Origin of the sequence: Streptomyces sp. NPDC086549 (assembly GCF_044746205.1) — a bacterium.
Classification (GTDB): domain Bacteria; phylum Actinomycetota; class Actinomycetes; order Streptomycetales; family Streptomycetaceae; genus Streptomyces.
The window spans coordinates 823,648-842,465 of the sequence record NZ_JBIVBS010000003.1 but is presented as its reverse complement, the minus strand read 5'-3'; the positions used below and the strand labels follow the sequence as shown (position 1 = coordinate 842,465).

At 66.6% G+C, this 18,818-nt stretch carries 15 protein-coding genes and 3 pseudogenes; 8 read left to right on the top strand and 10 right to left on the bottom strand.

Translation table 11 applies throughout. The features are described 5' to 3' along the window. From ACIPSA_RS14770 to ACIPSA_RS14740, 7 genes and pseudogenes are all read left to right on the top strand, one after another. Positions 1-245, top strand: a 245-nt coding sequence (locus tag ACIPSA_RS14770) for a transposase (RefSeq protein WP_402633709.1), incomplete at its 5' end; no start/stop codon positions are given. 197 nt (positions 246-442) lie between these two features. Beyond that, the gene (locus tag ACIPSA_RS14765) at positions 443-934 is read left to right on the top strand and encodes a hypothetical protein (protein ID WP_402633706.1); all 492 of its coding nucleotides are present in this window, start codon (positions 443-445) and stop codon (positions 932-934) included. A 13-nt stretch (positions 935-947) separates the two neighbouring features. Continuing rightward, a complete protein-coding gene (locus tag ACIPSA_RS14760; RefSeq protein WP_402633703.1) occupies positions 948-1,637 on the top strand; it encodes a Crp/Fnr family transcriptional regulator in 690 nt (229 codons plus the stop codon). A gap of 102 nt (positions 1,638-1,739) precedes the next feature. After that, positions 1,740-2,555, top strand: coding sequence for a hypothetical protein (locus ACIPSA_RS14755; protein ID WP_402633700.1), 816 nt, complete (start codon positions 1,740-1,742; stop codon positions 2,553-2,555). 54 nt (positions 2,556-2,609) lie between these two features. After that, positions 2,610-4,862 (top strand): hypothetical protein, encoded by a 2,253-nt coding sequence (locus tag ACIPSA_RS14750; protein WP_402633697.1) that lies wholly within the window; start codon positions 2,610-2,612, stop codon positions 4,860-4,862. Positions 4,863-4,984: 122 nt separating this feature from the next. Beyond that, the gene (locus tag ACIPSA_RS14745; protein WP_402633695.1) at positions 4,985-5,560 is read left to right on the top strand and encodes a hypothetical protein; all 576 of its coding nucleotides are present in this window, start codon (positions 4,985-4,987) and stop codon (positions 5,558-5,560) included. Positions 5,561-6,024: 464 nt separating this feature from the next. Then, a pseudogene (locus ACIPSA_RS14740) lies at positions 6,025-6,378 on the top strand (transposase); the annotation flags it as partial. A 137-nt stretch (positions 6,379-6,515) separates the two neighbouring features. Here the strand turns inward: ACIPSA_RS14740 and ACIPSA_RS14735 are convergent. From ACIPSA_RS14735 to ACIPSA_RS14705, 7 genes and pseudogenes are all read right to left on the bottom strand, one after another. Beyond that, positions 6,516-9,770, bottom strand: coding sequence for a NaeI family type II restriction endonuclease (locus ACIPSA_RS14735; protein ID WP_402633692.1), 3,255 nt, complete (start codon positions 9,768-9,770; stop codon positions 6,516-6,518). A gap of 201 nt (positions 9,771-9,971) precedes the next feature. Beyond that, a complete protein-coding gene (locus ACIPSA_RS14730; protein ID WP_402633690.1) occupies positions 9,972-10,994 on the bottom strand; it encodes an SAV_2336 N-terminal domain-related protein in 1,023 nt (340 codons plus the stop codon). Between the two features lie 16 nt (positions 10,995-11,010). Next, positions 11,011-12,024, bottom strand: coding sequence for an AAA family ATPase (locus ACIPSA_RS14725; RefSeq protein WP_402633687.1), 1,014 nt, complete (start codon positions 12,022-12,024; stop codon positions 11,011-11,013). Then, positions 12,021-14,183 carry a trypsin-like peptidase domain-containing protein gene (locus tag ACIPSA_RS14720; protein ID WP_402633684.1) on the bottom strand — a complete coding sequence of 721 codons (2,163 nt, stop codon included), beginning with the start codon at positions 14,181-14,183 and terminating at the stop codon, positions 12,021-12,023. Before ACIPSA_RS14720 ends, ACIPSA_RS14725 begins: the two co-directional genes overlap by 4 nt. Before the next feature lies 1 nt (position 14,184). Then, positions 14,185-14,499, bottom strand: a complete 315-nt coding sequence (locus ACIPSA_RS14715; protein ID WP_402633681.1) for a trypco2 family protein — start codon at positions 14,497-14,499, stop codon at positions 14,185-14,187. Positions 14,500-14,967: 468 nt separating this feature from the next. Further along, positions 14,968-15,747: pseudogene (locus tag ACIPSA_RS14710) on the bottom strand (ISAs1 family transposase); the annotation flags it as partial. Then, positions 15,674-15,853: pseudogene (locus tag ACIPSA_RS14705) on the bottom strand (ISAs1 family transposase); the annotation flags it as partial. The pseudogenes ACIPSA_RS14710 and ACIPSA_RS14705, both read right to left, overlap by 74 nt. A gap of 190 nt (positions 15,854-16,043) precedes the next feature. On the opposite strand from ACIPSA_RS14705, the gene ACIPSA_RS14700 reads away from it, so the two are divergent. Next, the gene (locus tag ACIPSA_RS14700; RefSeq protein WP_402633812.1) at positions 16,044-16,283 is read left to right on the top strand and encodes an N-6 DNA methylase; all 240 of its coding nucleotides are present in this window, start codon (positions 16,044-16,046) and stop codon (positions 16,281-16,283) included. Positions 16,284-16,794: 511 nt separating this feature from the next. Here the strand turns inward: ACIPSA_RS14700 and ACIPSA_RS14695 are convergent. From ACIPSA_RS14695 to ACIPSA_RS14685, 3 genes are read right to left on the bottom strand one after another with little or no spacing between them, the layout of a single operon-like run. Continuing rightward, positions 16,795-17,007 carry a KTSC domain-containing protein gene (locus ACIPSA_RS14695; RefSeq protein ID WP_402633678.1) on the bottom strand — a complete coding sequence of 71 codons (213 nt, stop codon included), beginning with the start codon at positions 17,005-17,007 and terminating at the stop codon, positions 16,795-16,797. Positions 17,008-17,049: 42 nt separating this feature from the next. Next, positions 17,050-18,024 carry a ComEC/Rec2 family competence protein gene (locus tag ACIPSA_RS14690; protein WP_402633675.1) on the bottom strand — a complete coding sequence of 325 codons (975 nt, stop codon included), beginning with the start codon at positions 18,022-18,024 and terminating at the stop codon, positions 17,050-17,052. 38 nt (positions 18,025-18,062) lie between these two features. Further along, complete coding sequence (locus ACIPSA_RS14685; protein WP_402633672.1) at positions 18,063-18,818, bottom strand: hypothetical protein; 756 nt, start codon at positions 18,816-18,818, stop codon at positions 18,063-18,065.

The following is an 18,818-nucleotide window of genomic DNA, read 5'->3' as shown; positions in this document are numbered from 1 at the left end:
AGATCTGGTCGAACAACCCGCAGGAACGGCTGAACAAGGAAATCCGGCGCCGCACCGACGTGGTCGGCATCTTCCCCGACCGCACCGCCGTCATCTGGCTGGTCGGCGCGGTCCTGGCCGAGCAGAACGACGAGTGGACCGAGGCCCGCCGCTACATGGGCCGCGAACTGCTGGCCAAGGCCCGCCTCCACCCGATCGAGTCAGAAACCGACGACACCGCCCTGCCCACCGAACTCACTGCATAGCCTCAAAACGAGATCACCGAGTGGCCGTCGATACACCACTCCAACGGACGTGACCGACTACGGACCCCCGGAAGGCCGTGGAGTGAGGAACCTACCGTTCCTGATGCCCTGCGGTAGGCATCACTCCTCGACAGCTGAGAGCAGGCTGGCAACTGCCACGACAAGCAGGCGACGGCCACAGAGGGATGTGGGGCGACATGCACGAGCCAGGCAATATTCCGTTGGAGATGGAACGGCTGCAAGGACACGCTGAACGCGCCTTCGTCGAGGTACAGCGGGCGGATCCGAAAGCAACAGCTTTGTGCGGAATAGCCGGTGGCCTGCTGGCTGCTGGGGTGGCCGTGCTGTCGAGTGCACACGACATGGCCCCCATCGCGGTGTTCTCCTTGGTCCTGATGTGTCTTTTGCTGATGGCCGCGATAGGGGCTGCGCTGCTCGCGCTGCGGCCCGTGGTCCCAAGGGCGGGGCTGCATACCGAATTGATGGGCGAGGCGCTCATACACCACCGGGTCGGTGTGAGCACGACTGCACATAGGGAGCTTGAACGGCATGTCGAGGGCCGCCGACTACAAGTGCTGGCCTGGCTGGCGGACAGGAAGCTCCGAGCGGCCCGCCTGGCCGTCGACTTTGCCCTGGCAGCACTCCTGATGGCTGGAATGTGTCTATTGAGCAACATTCTGGTTAGTTGAGACGATCACCTAAGTGTGTCGGGGCCGCATAGCAGGGGGACGCGTGTATCAGCCGCATGACACGGTGATCGGCGACAAGTTATGGGCACGCCTGAAGGCGCTCGCACCGCAGCGCGTCAGGCCCGCTCGGAGTGTGCTGCTCCGCCAGGGAGATCCAGCAACTCACGTGATCGTGCTGGAGTCCGGGTCAACGTTGATCACCCTGGCCGGGGCCTGCGGAGAAAGGACGCTTCTTGCCGTGCGCGGCGCCGGTGAGTTACTCGGCGAGCTGGCCGTGTTGGACTCCCAGCCGCGCACCGCCACGGTCATCGCCGCCGAGACCTGCCAGATCCGCATCATCCCGGCTGCCGCCTTCCTCACGTTCGTTGAGGAGCATGATCTGCTGGCCCCACTCCTGCGCCATGCCATCGCCCGGGTCAGGGAATCGGAGGCCGTTCGGCTCGAACTGGCCACCGCGTCTGTGCCGCTGCGGCTGGCATCGGCTCTGTCGCGACTGGTCGAGGCCGCATCCACTTCGGCTTCGGATCTCGCCGTGCGTCTGACCCAGACGGAGCTGTCTCAGATGATTGGCGCTTCCCGCAACGCGGTGGTCAACGCGCTCAAACCCTGGCGCGAGCAGGACTGGGTCCGCACCACCTCCAGTGGTGGGCTCCTCGTTCGCGACATCCATTCGATTCAATCGCACGCGCGTACGCAGGCGTGACGGGCCGCACTTCAGGCGTGCCCACTACTGGGCAGCGGCGGCCGTCCCGCCCGATCAGCATGGGCACTTCCCTGACCGCCCGTGCTGAAAGGACGGTGCCCGATGGATGCGCCGCTGCACCCAGAGCACTTGGATGTGCCCGCCGAACTCGCCCTCGTGGCGATCGACATGGAGAAGTACAGCCAGATCCCCGAGGCTAAGATGGCCGCCGCCCGGTGCGACGTGGACGACATCGTGGCGACCGTGCTCGCCGATTGCCAGCTGCCCGACCCGCAGGAACTTCCCGGCGGCTACAAGGACAGTGGCGACGGGGCGATCCTGCTGTTCCCGCCCTCAGTGCTGGCACGACTCGTGGACCCGCTGCTGGGCCGGCTCAATGCGGCTCTGGTGCGCTACGAGCGGCAGCGGCTGGCCAGTAGTCCCGTCCTGCGGCTGCGGGCCAGTGTGCACATCGGCCCGCTGTCCCTGCCCGACCACCGCGGTAACGCCATCAATGACACCACCCGGCTGCTCGACAGTCAGGCAAACCGCGAGGCGCTGTCCGCCGCGAAGGACAATGGCGGCTTCCTTGCTGCCGCGCTCTCCGAGATCGTCTACCAGCGCACCGTGCACTCGGGACGCACGCAGGATCTGGGCTCACATCACTTCCTCGAGGCGGTTGCCCGCGTCAGCGACAAGCCCGGCTTCGAGCAGCCCTGCCGGATTCATGTACCGGGCCTGACCGGTCCGGCCGTACACCCCTATGTCACAGACGCCGCATCGTCGGCTTCTGCTCCGTCCTCTCCCGCGCAGCAGAACGCTGCCTCGGCGGCGCCTGCTGCCAGCAGCGGCGGCACGTTCCAGTTCCACGCTCAGGTCAGCGACGCCACGATCGCCAACAGCATCGAAACCGTGCGAATCGATCGCCGCCAGCGGTGAGGTGTCTGGCCTTCGGCCCCGCTGCCTTTCCCGCACTCACCCTGGAGTTCCAGTATGACTGACGTACCGTTCGACCCCGCTCGCTCCGACGCCACCCCACCGAACAACGAAGGTGATGAGAGCCAGTCCAACGGCTCCGGCGGCTGGCTGCATCGATTGCGCACCGGAACCGGCTCCGCCGATCGACAGGGCGCGAACCCAGACAACCCGTCTCCTTCTCCAGTTCCCCCACAGCCGGGCGCTTTGCCACCCGCGCCCCGCGTGCACGAAACAGACGGTGCAGCGACACACGTGTACGGGGACCCCGAAGTTGTCGCCCACCACATCGAGCAGGTAATCCTGGAGACTCGGAAACGGGACCTACTGGAGGGCGTGGAACAGAACCGTGAGCGGCTGCTCGACCAGCCGTTCGTACGAGGCCCGCACTGGGACCTGGTCTGGGAGCAGATCGTCAATCCTGTAACCGGCCGTCCTCGCCAGCCGATCACCGTCATTGTGGCACCGCATTCGTGTGGCTCCACCACCTTCGCTCTGCGCCTGCTGGCCGAGCACACTGCTGATGAAACCACCCTGGTCCAGCTGGATGCGGACTGGGACACTCCCCGCCAAGGGCGCCTGCCTCTGGAGAAGGCGCATGCGTACCAACTCGATCTCAAGCATCCGGAGAACGACCAGGTATCCACCGACTTCCTGAACGCCCTGTCGAAACACGCCTCTCACCTGCGCGACTGCCGCTCCTACCTCGCACTGACCGTCGCACAGGACCTGTGGAAGGACCACCGTCTCAGCGATCGTGACGGCATCCAAGTCGTTCATCTGCAGCAGGCGCCCGATGCCCAGCGCGTGGTCGAGGCGCACCTGACCGCCTACGGCTACGACCAACTCGTCACGTCACTTCGCTCCTTCTCCAAGACCACCACGTCCTTGCGCGGGCTGACAGCAGTGGCCGCCGTGCGGGCCGCGCACACCGTCGTGATGGCCTGGAAGGAGCACAGCCGCACCAGCTCCCAGCAGTCGTTCGCGCAGGCCGAAGGCGAGGGTGAAACCGGGAGCACCCTCGAAGACCGCATCATCGCAGCGTTGACCGACTGGCGCGGTGAACTCGACAGCCGATTCGGCGAGCTGAACAGCCTGCACGCGCACGGTAACCCGTCACTCACCGTGGAAGACCGTTGCCTGCTCCTGGCCTTGGCCGTGCAGCAGTCTGCGCCCATGCCCATCGTCGCGCGCAGTGCAGCCGCTCTGCTCGCAGCCATCGGAGACGCGCCCGGCGCCGCCGACACAGCACCAGGGTTCTCGCCGCCCCTCAGTGCCCTGGCAGGACGAGGAATGCGTCGGCGTATCCAGGACGTCGGGGGTCGAGTCGACCTGCAGGACACAGTGGTCTTCGACCGGCCTGCCTACGGACGCGCGGTGCTGGAGTACGTCTGGGACAACTACGACGTCATGCGCAAACCCTTGCTGACCTGGCTCGTCGCGACAGCCCAGAGCGCCGATCCGGAAGACCACGCCGTGGCGGCGCTGGCCGAACTCACCGTGCGGCACGGAACGGTGGGCTATCTCACCGAGTTGGGTGAACTCGTCAGCAGCAGCCAGCCAGAGGTGCTCGGTGCGGTCCTGGAAAAGGCCGTGCGCAACGAACACGTCGGCCGCCTGGCGTGGGCAGCGCTCTACGGGTGGGCGGAACAGAGGAGTTACGCGCCCGCTGTAATTGCGCTGTGCCGACGGATCCTGGAGGACTCCTCAGCCGCCACGTCTCTGGCCAAGCGGGCCATGGTACGCCTGCGTCGCGTCGCGCACAAGAACGCCGACGCAGCGGGCCAAGTCCTGGCTGCTTACGACGATCTTGTCCCACACCCCACCGTGGCAAAGCGACTGGTTGCTGAGGTCCAGGGCTGGCAACAGGGCAAAGCCTCGGCGCGCGGCGGCGCGCTGGCCTTCCTCGCGCTGATGACCGTCCGCCGTGACGACGCACCGTGGCTCGTGTGCGCGCCTCCCCCGGACATCGACGTACAGCGAGCCCTCAACAACCTGCTCTCCTCATCGGACACCGCTGGCCAGGTCATTTCGCGTCTGACGGACTGGATCCGCTCGTGCGCCGGCGATCCCAGCGCCTACACACAGTTGCGCGACCAACTCCTGCCTGCGCTACGCGGCCACAACATGTTCGAGGCTGGCATGAAGCTCATGAGCGAGCTGCGTGGCATCTCCACCGTTGAGGGCGTCAGTGTGGCTGACGACTTCTACAACCACCTCGTCGACAGCCGTCTGCGCACGGTCTTTCCGCTCGAAGAGAGCCTCACGTGAGGTGGCCATGGAGGCGCGCAGTCCGTAGGAGTACGTCTGTCCAGCCACGTCTGCTGCCGAGTGCCACGGACGACATCTCGTTCGAAGCCGTGTACACGATCACCTGGCGACCACTGTGGCGTGTGCCCCCCAATGCGGAGGAGACAGTGCGCGCCGCCGTGCATGCCGCTGCCTCCGCTACAGCGGCACGGCTGACGGCCTCGGACGTACCCGCTGCCCAGGACGCCGTCAACGCCGCCCTCGGCTGTCTGCCCCACCGCGCCTCGAACTACTGCCTGTTGAACGTCTATGCGGCGCTCGGTCTGCCCAGCACCGCCAAGGACCTACTGGCACAGCGGGCAGCGGACGAGCAACGCGTCCGCCGTCTGCGTTTCTTGAAAGACAACCTCTACGACCACCCGGACCTCGTCGTCCTGGATCAACTTGAGCACCACGCCCCCGGTGCCCTGGCTGACGAGCATGTTGCCGAACTCCAGCGCCTCGCTCGCCTGATCTACTCCTGCAACCGCTGGTGGTTCCCACTCCTACAGCAATGGGAGCAGGTCGGCCAAGGGTTCACGGACGTCGAAAAGCGACAGCAGGCAATGCTCGTACTGTCCGACTCCCTCAAGGCACTCAACGGCGGCAGCTTGCCCAGCAGCATCGCGCCGATGGACACACCCGGGGCCGACACGACAGCTCGAAGGGCACACCCATGAAGCTCGTCTTGTGGCGAGTGCTGCTGGCCCCAATGACCAGCCTCCGAGCCCTCCTCGTTCAACGGCGCAGCGCAACGCCCCTGTCCTACGACGCTGCCTGGCGTCGCGCCCGCCTAGACCGTTGTCCGGATGAAATGGTCTATCGACTCCACGGCCACCAAGCCGCCAGCACCTCCGATCAAGCGACCAGCGCCCAGACGCCCTCCGGTCCACCCAAGAGCGACGAGCCAACCGACCGGCGCCCGTAAGGCGAGCATCCCGGGAGCGGACAACTCCTTAGCCTCGCGCTTTCACGAGGTGGGTTGTCCAAGAGCTGATCAGAAACACGGAAAGTGCCATTGACCTGCAACGATAGGACTTGCTGTTGGCTGCAAGGAAAAGAGCACTTTCCAGATGAGAGAGCTTATCTCGTCGTACCCGCGTGCCGGCTCGTCCATGTCCGTGTCCAGGGAGACGGTCGGCAGGTGGTCTCGCAGGCCGGCGCGGTCCTGCTGCTGGAGACGGTCCGCAACACGGGCCTTGACCAGGCCGTATCCGCGGCATTGGCGCCCTGGCGGAAGCCGCGGGCAGTCCACGATCCCGGGAAGATCCTCCTGGACCTCGCGCTGGCGGTCGCGACGGTCGGGGACTGCCTGGCCGATGTCGGCATGCTGCGGGCCGAGCCGGCCGTGTTCGGGCTGGTCGCCTCCGACCCGACGGCCTCCCGCCTGGTCGACACCCTCGCCGCCTCCGGCGACACCGCCCTTCGGGCGATCCGCGTCGCACGGGCCGAAGTCCGTGACAGGGTCTGCCGCCTGGCCGACCAGGCGGCGCCGGATCAGCGTCCTGTTCGCCATGCTCCGCGACGGAACGTTCTATGAACCCCGAACACCACAGCCCGCTTGACGAAGGACATAGAGGCACCCCCCTAGGACCACGTCCCCAGCTGGCCAGCGTTGGGAGGACGAGGCGCACATCAGTTCCGGCGGGGTCCGTCCACATGATCACTGCTTGCCGCCGGATGCAGATGCGAAGGAAGCGTCGGCGCAGGGTGCACAGGATCTTCGGGCGAGGCCAGAGACCAGAGTCGGCCGTCCATCTCCAAGACAGGCTTGCCGACCCCAGGCACAGCCGGCGCGACCCTCGCGCTGATGAACTCCCCTTCCCTGGGGACGGGGAGACCGAGTTGACGCGCAACGCGCCGATGTGAGTCGTAGTCGCCCAAGATGATGATTCCCTCGTTCCGAAGCGCTGAGCGGGATCCGCCGTTTCCGCGGACGCGCTTCATGTAGTCCCGCTGCTGCACCACGGTGCGGACGGTGTTCCGTCCGATCCGGCGCCGTTGGACTCGCCGGAACAGCTCGTTGAGCCGGGTCTGACCAGAGCTACTCTCGAAGACCGCTTCCCGGTCGGTGTCGGAGATGTGCAGGAGGACGTTCTCCGCGAGCTCGGCGTCGCGCCAGAGCCACAGGATCTTGTCGCGATGCGCGGCCTTGAGCGTGGCCCTTAGGTCTCGATTGCCCCCGCTGTTGAGCCACTCCTGGTTGACGCGCAGCAATCCGACGCTCCACTTGCTCTGGTAGTCGTTCACCCAGACCAGAAGGCAGAGGTGCCCCAGCGTCCCGGGAGGGAGCATCCAACCGCCGAATTGAAGGCTGAACCGGCAGTCGACATCGACGCCGGCGATGCGAAAGTCCATGGCCTGACCGTCCTCAAAGCGAAACTCTCGCTGGATCGCGGTGTGCACCAGACTCCCGATGTGCGTCCGCTCCGTCTTGGTGATGTGCTTCAAGTCGTAACGGCCCGTCACCTCGCCGTCCAATACCTCGTCGACGGCATCCCTCAGGACACGACCCATGCGTGTGCCGTCCGGGTCTGCATCCCGCAGTGCGCGGTAGGCCGCGAGGAGCTCCTCGTCGTCCACACCCGTACGCGCCAGCCTGTCCAGCACCTCAGTCGCGCTGGCTGGCCGGTGCTCAGGGTTCGTCGCCAGAAGGTCCGTGACCAGTGCTGCGAGTTCGGGAGGGAAGCTGGAGGGCAGGTCCGGTCGACGATGCGAGCCGCGGTCAGTATCTGCCTTTTGTGGGGTGAGCGTAGGTGGGACGGGCGGTGCGCCGGTGGCCATGGCGTAGAGCAGACAGCCCAGTGAGTACAGGTCGCTTCGGTCATCGACAGGGACGTTCTCGAAGATTTCCTCGTGCGACCTGTAGCGAGGCATGAAAGGGGAGGGACTGCGGGCTGGTCGTAGCGCACTCAGGTCGGTGCGTGGCAGGCGGCGGACGCATAGGCCGGGATCTGTCACAAGTACCCGACCGTCTTGGCCCAACACCACGGCTGAGGAGCTGAGTTCCAGGTGAAGCAGGCCGTTGCGATGGAGCTCGGCGAGCATTTGCGCAATCTGCTGGCCGACTTCTCTGATTGTGTCGAAGGACAGAGTGCCGGGTGCACGTTTCAGCAGTTGCTCCAGGTCCTCGCCGTTGACGGCATCCGTCACGAGGTACGGACGCCTGTTGTGCACCCCGTAGCCGGTGACCCGCACGAATCCTTGAATGTCGAGTGCGGCCAGTCGCTCCGCATCGGCGATGAAGTTCTCCTCTGCGGCCGCTGCGCCCGTCGTCGGTGCGTTGAACAGCTTGAGAGTGACGTCCCTGCCCTGTTGCTCATCCGTCGCCTGCCAGGTGGTCGACGTCATTCCAACGTGCCGTTTCTGAGTCAGCAGGTAGCGTCCCTCGACCAACGTTCCCAATTCGTCGGCGGGAATTCTCGGGCCGCGAGGCAGCTTCCTCACAGTCTCCTCGGAGACCAAAGGCAAGGGTTTCCCGCCCGGGCGATCTCCCTCCGCGGTGTCCTCGCCCGAGACCGTGACGGGGGACGCTCCAACCGACGCTCGGTCGGCCGTCTGGCCTCCGTACCAAACGGCGAACGCCTCCGCCAGCGCAGCGGCCGAGGGTCTGCGGCTGGGGTCGTTCTCCAAACAACGCCGAAGTGTGCTCATGAGCACCGGTCCGATCCCGGAGTTAGACCCAGGACCATGCTCCGAGCTGTCGGTCTTCGGGTCGCTCCACTGTCCCGAGAGGAAGGCCAACAGCAGCGCCCCAACGGCGTATACGTCGCTCTGCGGCGTGAGGGACCCGTCGTCGGCCGCCTCCAGGTAGGTGTCACTGAGCGGCAGCACGTCTCGGTGAGTGCTGTCGACTCCATCGACCGTAGCCGTGGCCCAGCCAACCAGCCGGACGTCGCGGTCCGTCACAAGAACAGCCCGGGGGGAGAGCGAGCCGTGCACGAGTCCCCGTGAGTGGGCGAGGGCAACTGCTTCTGTCAGGCCCAGCCCAATCCGCAAGAAGAGCTCCTCCGGGACCGTGCCCCCGTGTTCGTCGAGGACGGCGCGCAGGTTTGGTGCGGGCGGTGAGGACAGGACATCTACTTGGCGGTGAACGCAGCTTGCCGCGACCCACGGCAGCTCCCCTGTGGTGTTCGCCGCCACGCCGAGGAGTGCAGGGACATACATGCCCTGCATGCGCGTCAGGCACTCCGCTTCCGTCCGGACGAGGTCCAGCGCGGTTCTCGGGGCGCGGGCATGCAGCGTGACCGGCGCCCGGACCGTGGCAACTGTTCCGTCCTCGTCCTCGGCCAGGTACATCGTCAGGTGGGGCCAGCCCCGGGCACTGCGTGCACGGAGCCGGAACCGACCGAGCCCTACCGGGTCCTCCGGCAGGAGCTCCACCCAGCCGGGTGGCAGGGGCTCACCGGGCGTGTCATCGTACGCCTCATCACTCGCGGCAGCCCCGGATACCTGGGGACCGGCGGAATCCCCAATCTCGCCCCTGGGGCTTCCACTGGGTCGTTCCGGCGTGTCCGCCACGGGCCCGGCATTGGCGGACGGGATGCCGAGCCGCGTCAGCGCCTGTTCCCGAAGCCAGCCGAAGGCACGCCCGAAGTCGTCGATGACGGCCGTGCCGTCCGGGTGCCCGACCCACGCTGGGAAGACCGGTGCACGGCCGACGGCGGCCTCAACGCGCCGCGTCACGGCCTCGGCGGTCCGCAGCAGTTCCCTCGGGGAGACTGCACTGAGAAGTACACGCCGCGCATCGTCCGCGAAGTCGAACCGTCGGTGGTGCGGCAGACGGTCCGCCGCGTCAGCGTCGAGCTCGTGCATCAAGCCCCCTAGAAACACCTCCGTGACGTGGCCGAGGTCTGTCGGTGGTCCGAGGGCGGCCTGCACCAGGCGCATCACGGGCGGTGTGGCGGGGGCGACTGCCGCTATGTGGGCCGCGAGCCGATACGCGTCGGCGGACGCGGCCTCCCTGAAGCGGAGTACTGCTTCGGCAGCGTCGCCGTCCCGGGCGTCGGCGACGGTCCAGCTGGAGCCGGCCCGGCCGGCCTCCCACAGCGGGAGGAGCGATGTGCCACCGGGTGACGCGACGAGCCCTGCCTAGTCGGAGACGGCCCCTGGGGTCGGCGCGAGGACTGGGATGGGTACGGAGTCGAAGTGAACAAGGTCCGGCGGCAGGTCCGGGTCAGTGACGTGCCAGGAGCGGGTGGGGCCGCCACGGCGATGGGTGGTGACCTGCCAGCGCCTCGCACTAATACCAGAGCTCGCCCAGAGCCGGGAGGGCAGTACCTGGATGATCGCGGTGGGACCGCAACGTCCCCAGCGGTCCGTCACTTGGCGCATCCTGCCGTCCCGCCAAGCTTCGCCCACACCGTCACTGACCACTAGGACGAGGGTGTTGCCAGTCGGGTCGCACAGAGTCTCCGGCGTCAAGAGTCGACCGCGGTGCCGGTACGGGCTGGTCCGCAGGGACGGAGTGGCGCCGCTTCGCGTGTCGAGTCCGTACACACGCACGTCTCGGAAGGCCCCGGCGCGTTCCATCAGCGCCCGGACATCGGCGGCGAGCCGCTGCCAGAGGACCATGGAGACGCCGTCGTCAACTACGAGAGCCAGGGACAGCCAGCGGGTGCGCACGGCACGGCTGACGGTCTCGGGCACGCCCGTGTCAGCGATGGCAGCGACGGTCTGTGTGACGTCGAGTTCCTGTTGGCGCCGGTCGGGGAAGCGCTGCCGCAGCGGCCGGAGGGACTTGCCGAGCCGGAGCTGCCCGGCGCCGAGGGCACTGCTGTCCGGGGCGCGGACGGCGACCGCCGGTGACAGGCCCGCGGGCGCCTGTGCGTCTTCGTCGGTACTGGGCTGCGCCGAGGCCAGGAGCGGGCGCGCGGATCGCTTCTTCTCGGTCTCCGCAGCGGTCGGTTCTGGCGCGGGCTCCGCCGTCTCCGGTGCCAGCACCGTCGGCCCGTCGTGGTGGGGCTCGCCGTGCCGCTCCGAAGTCGCAGCGGCCGCGCCGACAGAGCGCGCTAGGGGCCCGGAGTCCCGAGGCAGCTTCCCGGCGAGCCACATGGCGTCGAGGAGTTCCTCGTGGGAGAGCTCCGCCCCGCTCTCGGCCAGGACCTTCGTCACGCGCGAGATCACGGCGTCACACGGCTCCGCCGAGACGGTGGAGGACGCTTTGGAGGAGGGAAGCCGCGTCGAGGTTCAGGCCACCCTTGCGGAGGAAGACGGCATTGAGCAGCTGATCGGTGGCCAGTTCGCCCTCGGCGCGGCGTTCGAGGAACTCCCGAAGCAGGTCGTCGGTGTCGTCCAGGGCGTCGGGACCGAGGTGCGCGGCGACGATCTCCCGAAGCCGACGCTCGTTGGGCTCCGGGAGATCGAGGCGGACGCAGCGGCGCAGGAAGGCGGGCGGGAATTCCCGTTCGCCGTTGCTGGTAATGACTACGACCGGGAACTCACCGCAGCGGACGCGGCCGCGCGTGACTGGGGCGGTCTCATCCAGGTCGTCGGTCCGAACGTGTACCGGTGCGTGGCTCGCGGGCAGCCGGGTGAGTTCGGAGATGGCGAACTCACCCTCCTCGAATACGGTCAGCAGGTCGTTGGGGAGGTCGACGTCGCCCTTGTCCAGCTCGTCGATGAGCAGCACGCGGGGGCGCTCCCGGGGCACAAGCGCGTTGCCCAGGGGGCCGAGCCGGATGTACTGGCCGATGTCTGGTTCCGCGCCGTCCGCGTCGCGCCGCAGGGTCGCCTCGCGCAGCCGGCCGACGGCGTCGTAGTGGTAAAGGGCGTCCTGAAGAGTTGAGCGGCTGTTCACTGGCCACTGCAGGACGCGGCCGAGCGCGAGTTCGTGAGCGATGGCGTGGGCCAGCGATGACTTGCCCGTGCCGGGCTGCCCAGTCACCAGGAGGGGCCGGCGCAGGTGGAGTGCCGCGTTCACCACCTCCACCTCGTTGGGGCCGATGAGGTAGGGCCGTGGGTACGGAACCCTGTCACCGGTCACGGTCTCCTGCCGGTCGAATCGGCGCCACGGGGGTGCGGCGGGGAACGGCACCTCACGGCGCTCGCCGTCTCCGCGGAACAGCCACCAGTCGTCGCCACCTGTGCCGTCGGAGGATGAACGCCGAGGGCTTGTACCGACCAAGGGCTCTGAGGTGGTCATGACGCCTGCGATCCTTTCCAAGGGTCACTCAGTCGAAGCGACTCAGTCCGCGGGAGACGGCCTTCCGGTTCCCACACGAGGGAGGGACGTGCCTGTCGCTCAGCCGGGCCAGCCGCCGAGTCGCTCCGGAAGTCCCGGACCCGCTCGGGAAGTCCCTCCAGGTCGCCGGCAGGGGCTAGGATCTCCAGTCTCCCTGCGTCCTCGAAACCGCTAGCCTCACGGTCCCACAGCACTACCGGAACGCCCAGCACAAGACATGTCAGCAACCAGGACCGGCGCTCGTCGGCGGGGCAGTGGAGGACGACCCGCGCGGTGTCACGATGCTTGGTCTTCAGCAGATTCACGAGCTGCCTGGAGTCCCCAGATGTCCGGCTGGTGACAAGCACCGACGCGCGTCCGTTCTTCCACCGGCGTTCCTGGTCTCCTTCGCGTTCCGGCCTCCGGTCACTGAGTTCCGGGCAGCTCAGGGAAACACGGTAGTCCGCTCCGATCGGCCATGCCGGAAGGATGTCGTCGTGCTCTCCGGGCTCCCATTCGTCGACGGCCAAGTCGAGGCCCGCCCGGTCGACCACGACGGTCACCCAAGGTACGTGGTCGCCTTGCCCCGGCTCCTGGGCTGCGGCGAAGACCGCCTCACTCAGACTGTTCGCTGCCTCCCGCGGGGTCTTGGGCACCGATTCCGCCTCCTTGAGCACGCGGTACGAACCGTCGTCGCGGACGAGCAGAATCCGGACCCGGTACCGGTCATCTCCCGCGGAGGGTTCGTGTGCCAGCTCCATCACGATGCGTGACACCGGCGACGCTGCGCGCTTCGTCCACCGGGCGGCGTCTGCACGCCGCTCGCCCAGGGCCCCGGCCTGGATACCGAGCCGCCGAGCAGTTTTCTCCGACCACGCGCGCAAGTCGTCGTCCAGCCCGTCGCCTACGGCCGCCGCCACGTACTCGACGAGCCGCAGCAGCGCTGGCACCGGCGGGGCTCCCTCTGGGCCGCTCACGCCGTCGGACAGATCCTCCAAGCCCTCGACCACGCCGCGAACATCGTCCTCGCCGAGCTGCGGACGCGTGAGGGACTCTGGAAGAACGACGTACCGTAGCGCCTCACTGGCCGTTCGGGGCAACAGAGCTGGCTGCTTCTCGCAGACCCGGCGCAGCAGGCCGATCAGAACGTCGTACTCATTCACGGAGAGCAGCGATCCGCAGTCAAGTGCCCTGGCCCACGAGAACAGATGAGTCAGAGCGGCGCGGGCCGTCCCCTGCGCGCTGCTCGCGAGGGCTTCGCCGAGCGACGCGAGCGCTCGCGGATGCGCCATGAGGAGCGCTACGAGGTCGGCAGCAGTGGGCTCATAGCCATCGGCTTCGTAGCCAAGTTCTCGCGCCAGGGCCCGAGCATGATCGACGCGGACGCCGGGGTACGCGAACAACGGCGCGAGCAGCGTCTCCAGTTCACGCTCGGCGGGCGTGCGCTCGGCAGCGGGCCCTGCCTGGGGTAGAGACGCGCCGATCCTACTCAGTTCGGGAGACCGACCGGTTTGCTCCTCGACGTGGGACACGAAGCCGCCATCCCCGACGAAGGAGGACACCGGCAGGGCGATCAGCCGACGGGCTCCGTACGCCTGGTCCTCCTCGGTCACGACGCCGACGAGGTGGCCGCCGCAGAAGATCGCCGCCCCCGAGGCCCCACCCCAGGCGTTCCCGCCGTCGGTACGGGCGGTGGGGGCCGGTCCCTGGTCGAGGACGTAGCGATCCTTGCCTCCGGAGAGGACCGGCAGGACACCGCGCAGGTGCTCCGGCGCCCGGGTCTCCCCTTTCGCGGCCCAGGGATAGCCGAGACCCTCGTACGCCAGGGGCGCGGTGCCCGCGGGGCTGCCCCAGCGAACGGAGCCTGGCGGATCGATCTTGCGGTCAATGCGCAGCAGCGCGACGTCGAGTCCGTCCGGGTGGGCCCAGAGCAGCTCCGCGTCCACACGTGTCATTTCGCCGTCGAGGTGGTGGCCTATCCGTACGGTGATGACCGGCCACAGCATTCCCGTGTCGCGGTCCTCCAGCACATGGCGGGCGGTCAGCACGAGTCGCGGGGCAATCAGATAGCCGGAGCCGACAGTGAGGCGCCCCTCGCCGGTGCCCCCGCTGCGGATCAGCGCCAGTCTGCGCGGATCCACGTCACTCCTCGTCCAGCGATCCGAACTCGTCGTCGCCGATCTCGGGGCGCGCGCCTCCGAAGGCCCGGTCCTTAACTGACAGCTTCAGCACCAGCTTGTGGGTACGGACGGTGGATTGCTCGCCCTTTACGCCGACCGCAACCACGCCGAAGGAAAGCTTGCCGTCTCCCTTGGCGGACTTGCGCAGTTCGAGCTGCAGCTCCAGCGCCGCCTCTTCAACGCCGAAGGCAAACTGCTGGTTGACACCAAGCCGCTGCGCCTCGTACAGCTCCTGCCGCAGCTCCTCGATAGCTGCGGCCAGACCGATAGTCGACAACTTCGCCCCGCCCCCGGTTCAAGCAAATCAGAAAAACAGTGGGTCGCCGGTACCGTACAACGCTCGCGAGACACCGCAAACCACGGTCACGGACAATGACTTGTGGAAGGAGCCGTCCACGGCATGCCACCGCGCGACACTGAGTCCACCGCGTCTGGTCGATCTGGTCAGCGATGCCCACTTTGCTGGCAATGGCAGGAAGTCGGCGCAGGACGTGCTGCCCACTTCGCTTGGCTCCAGCACGCCGTCTCGAAGCTGGCCGACCACGGACCAGGGGTTCGGCGTAGTTGTGTGGCGCCCGTTTTGTGATCATGCGAGGCCGAGGAGTGCGAGGGGGCGGCGGGGGTCGCGGGCGTTGCGGCGAAGACCGGCCGCGATGTTCTTCGCTCCGGCTGCCCGGAGTGCCCCGATGGCGAGGTTGCGCCAGGTGGCCATCGCGCGGGGCGCGTTGCCAGTCCGCAGCTGAGATGCGTCTTCGGCGAAGGTGGTGTCGCGGACGTGGTGCAGGGCTTCGATCGTCCAGTGGTCGCGGATGAGTCGGGCGAGCTGGGCCGGAGTGGCCTGCTCGGCGGTCAGGCTGGTGACGGCGTAGACCGTTTTGACGGTGGTCCTGCCTGTCTTGCCGTCGGTACGCCGACGTTTGATCTGGACGGCCTGGCGGGCTCCGGGGAAGAGGAGACTGTTCACGGTGGCGACCTTGATCCGGCGAATCTCGGAGCGGCCGTGGCCGGTTCCCCGGGTGCGTCCCTGAAGCGGGATGTCCTTCCAGGGAAGGGACTTGAGCTGTCGGCGCAGCTTCTTCTGGTTGCCCTTGACGATCACGATGTAGCGGGCGGCCCGGCCGAGGAGGTAGTCGGCGTGCTCGCGCTGGGTGTGCATGGCGTCGCTGGTCACGACGACTCCTGCCAGGTCGGCGACGGTGTCCAGCAGTGGCTGGAAGCAGGAGATCTCGTTCGTCTTCTCGCTGACGTCCAGCTGGGCCAGGACCAGGCCGGTGGCGTGCTCCAGCGCGGCGAGCAGATGGATTGCGGCCCTTCGCTCTGGCCGCGCCGCGCAGGCTTTTGCCGTCCACTGCGAGGCCACGCAGCGCGGTCGCCTTCGGGCGACGGTCGGCGAGCCAGCGTCCGACCGCCCGGTCCAGCGCGTCGCCGTCGATGCGGGCCAGCAGCCGGCGGACCGCGCTCTCGGCGGGCAGCACCCGCATGGGCAGGAGCGGATCGGGGTCCGCACCGACCTGTTCCAGCACATACCCAGGGGCATCGGCGACCCACTCGCCGACCGCCAGCAGCGAGGTCGCTCCGGCCAGCACCGCGCACGCGGTGAGAGCGAGCGCGACGGCCAGGCGGTGGCGCACCGCGCGCGGGTCACGCGGATCCGGCACCTCGGCCAGCCGCTCCAGCAGAGCCGGGACCTCCTCGGTTTCGACCTGCGGGTTCTCGCGCAGTTGGTCAAGGGCAGGCGGGATCAGAGATGATGCGTCGGCAGGCACGGTCTTCCACTTGGATCACGGGGCGTCGAGAACTCCATGATCTTGGAAGCCGTGCCTGTCACGTTCCGAGAACGCCGCCGTTGAGCTGACAGTCCGCCACAAACCGGGCGTCACCCAACTACGCCGAAGCCCTGGACCACGGACGACCGCCGTAGCCCTTGCCAACGGCTCGCACTCCTCGCCCAGAGTCGAGCCTCAGATCCGCCAGTCGATGTTGGAAGCGGACCGGATCGCCGGCATAGTTGCATTGCCGCCCCAACTCTTCGGGACGACCCAGATCCCGACCTGCCTGTGATTCCTGACCAAAGGCAAGTCCCGAGGCCCCTGGCCTCCTCCAGGTTCACAAACACAAGCAGGAACGCCTCCTCCCAGCAACATCAACGACCCGGTGCCAGCCGCGTAGCCCGTGTCCAAGATCCCGGATCAAGCTCTGTCACGGCGCCTGACAGTGAGGCCCGAGATTATCGTCGCTAAGGAGGTCGACCTGCTGGGCGCATCCACTCTCTTCTTCACCACGGTCGACCCTGCGATGCAGATCCGTGCACTGACCACTGGTCCCCAGAGCTGGTCCCCAAGCCAACATCGCCGAGCCCTCAGCCCAGTTGGAGGAGTGGACGCTTGTGTCAGCGCTCGGGGCATCCGTGACGCCGTGGCACCATCGCCGAGGAAGAAGGACGCAGAATCCGGAGCGACGTGCGGCCGTCGAAAAGGCGCTGAGGGCGGCGGCAAGTTCAGCAAGCGATGCCCCAGACACCAGATCCAGCCGCAGCAGTCGGCGAAGGAAGAGGACGGACGAGTAACCACCCTTACATCACACGCCGATACAAATACCGATCCCTGATGAAGTGAGCCTGGTAGCGGCCTTTGCTCGGAGCATTCATGAACGCGGCATATACCGACTGCGTAACACCGTAGTATTGGTACACAGTTCCGCTATGGAACCCAACCTCAAGAATCGATCCTTCGAGGTCATAACCTATCGAAGCAACGTTACTCGAGACGACAGGCTGTCGCTGCAAGATCCCTCCTTAAGATATTAGCCTGACTGCCTTCAGATTGCCCTAGTCGACCGTGTAGATCTTCTCCCCCTCCTGGTTTTCCACCCACACATCGCCGTCATCCCCAATGGTGACGGTAATCGTGCCGTTAAATCGCGTGGAGAGCACCTTCGCACCGTGGCTCTTGTATTCGTCGGAGGCGTCGGTGTCGGGCTTCTTGCCGACCGAGCAGATCACGACTTCTGGTGACATGGCATCGACGGCCTCCTTGTAGTAGCCAGACTCCCGGCCGTGGTGCGACGCCTTGAGGACGTCGCACTTGATCGCGTCCTCCCCAGGCTCGTCCAGGATGGACTTCCAGGCAGCCGCCTCAGCGTCGCCAGGCAGGATCACCGTACGGCCGGCGTGCGTCAGCTTCAGGACGTAGGAGCAGTCGTTGTAGCTCCCGCTTGCAGCGCAGCCGTCGATCAGCTCTGGCGTGGGCGACAGGATCTCGATGTTGTCGTCGGTCCAGTACTCCCCAGTCCAGCCCCTGAATTTATTCAGGACCTCGAGGGTGCTGCCGTCCGGCCCCTTTCCCGTGCGCAGGTTCTCGTACGCCTCCCAGTCGGCATAGTCGAACGGCCCGTAGTCAAAGTCGGATTCCTTGAATGTCTTGTCGTGGTTTACATCCCAGAAGTTGACCAGATCCACCTTCTCGTCCCAGAAAATCCGATGCAGACCGCTCATGTGATCCATGTCGGGGTGCGTCTGGATGTAGCGGAAGAGGCTCTTGCCTGGGAAGTTTTCCTTGAAGTAGTCAGCCGGATCGACCAGCAGGGACTTGTAGTACTCCTCCCAAGAGCGGAACTTGCCCTTGATGAATTGCGCCTGGTGCCGGAAGTCGTACAGGGAGACGCCCTTGGCGAGGGCCAGAGCCTTCTCATCCTCCTCGGGCAGCTTCTTCGAATTGTTTATGTCGATCATCATGATCCTGCCCGAGGGCAGCTCAACTATCGTGCAGTCTCCGTGCCCCACGTTGAGGAAATGAATCTTCATCACAGTTGTTCCACCACTCCGTTCAAGGTCGTGCAGACTCACGCGTTCGGATCCGACACAGTCGCAGCGGCGTCACCCTTCAATGTGACGGCAGACTGCAACAACTGCTGGGCGTATTTATTTGCCGCTTCTCGCACCCGCCCTGGAGAAGGCCAAAGACACCAGTAGATGAAGAATGCGAAGCACACAGCCACGGCGAACAAGTTCTCGGCCGTTATGCCGTCCTGGTGCCGCCCGAGCGACAACCACGCCATGTAAGCACCCACAACCAGGACTCCACCGAGGCTGATGCCGCGGCCGATCCAGCGAACCCCGTACAGGTTGCGGGCAAACCCGTAGTTGCGGTTCTCGTTGAACAACAGCTTGAACTTCTCGTTGTCTCGCGTGCGGTCTCGCACCTGGCCAACGGCCGTTGCAATCGCTTGGTCCGCTCGCAGAGGATTCGCGCGCTCCGCCCGCAGGCTCAGAAGCTCTACGTGGGACACTTCCGATACTGCCTTGCGCCACAGGTCCCGCTGCACCTCGTTGTCCGAGGGCTCCCGCAGCCTCAGCCACGCCGTGGTCGACGGGCCACCCCACCTGATCCAAAGTGTCTTCTCGGCCTTCCGGCCTTGCTGACGGACTATGTCAGCCACCACAACGGGGGTGCCGATGAGGACCACCGCGCCCATGGCGTAGGACACCGTCGGCAGCTGACGCAGGCTCAGCACCGACAGCAGAATCGCCATCGGAAAGATCGCAAGCAGACCGGGCACGAGTCGCGCCCGACGCTCGTACTCGTCGAGCCACACCAC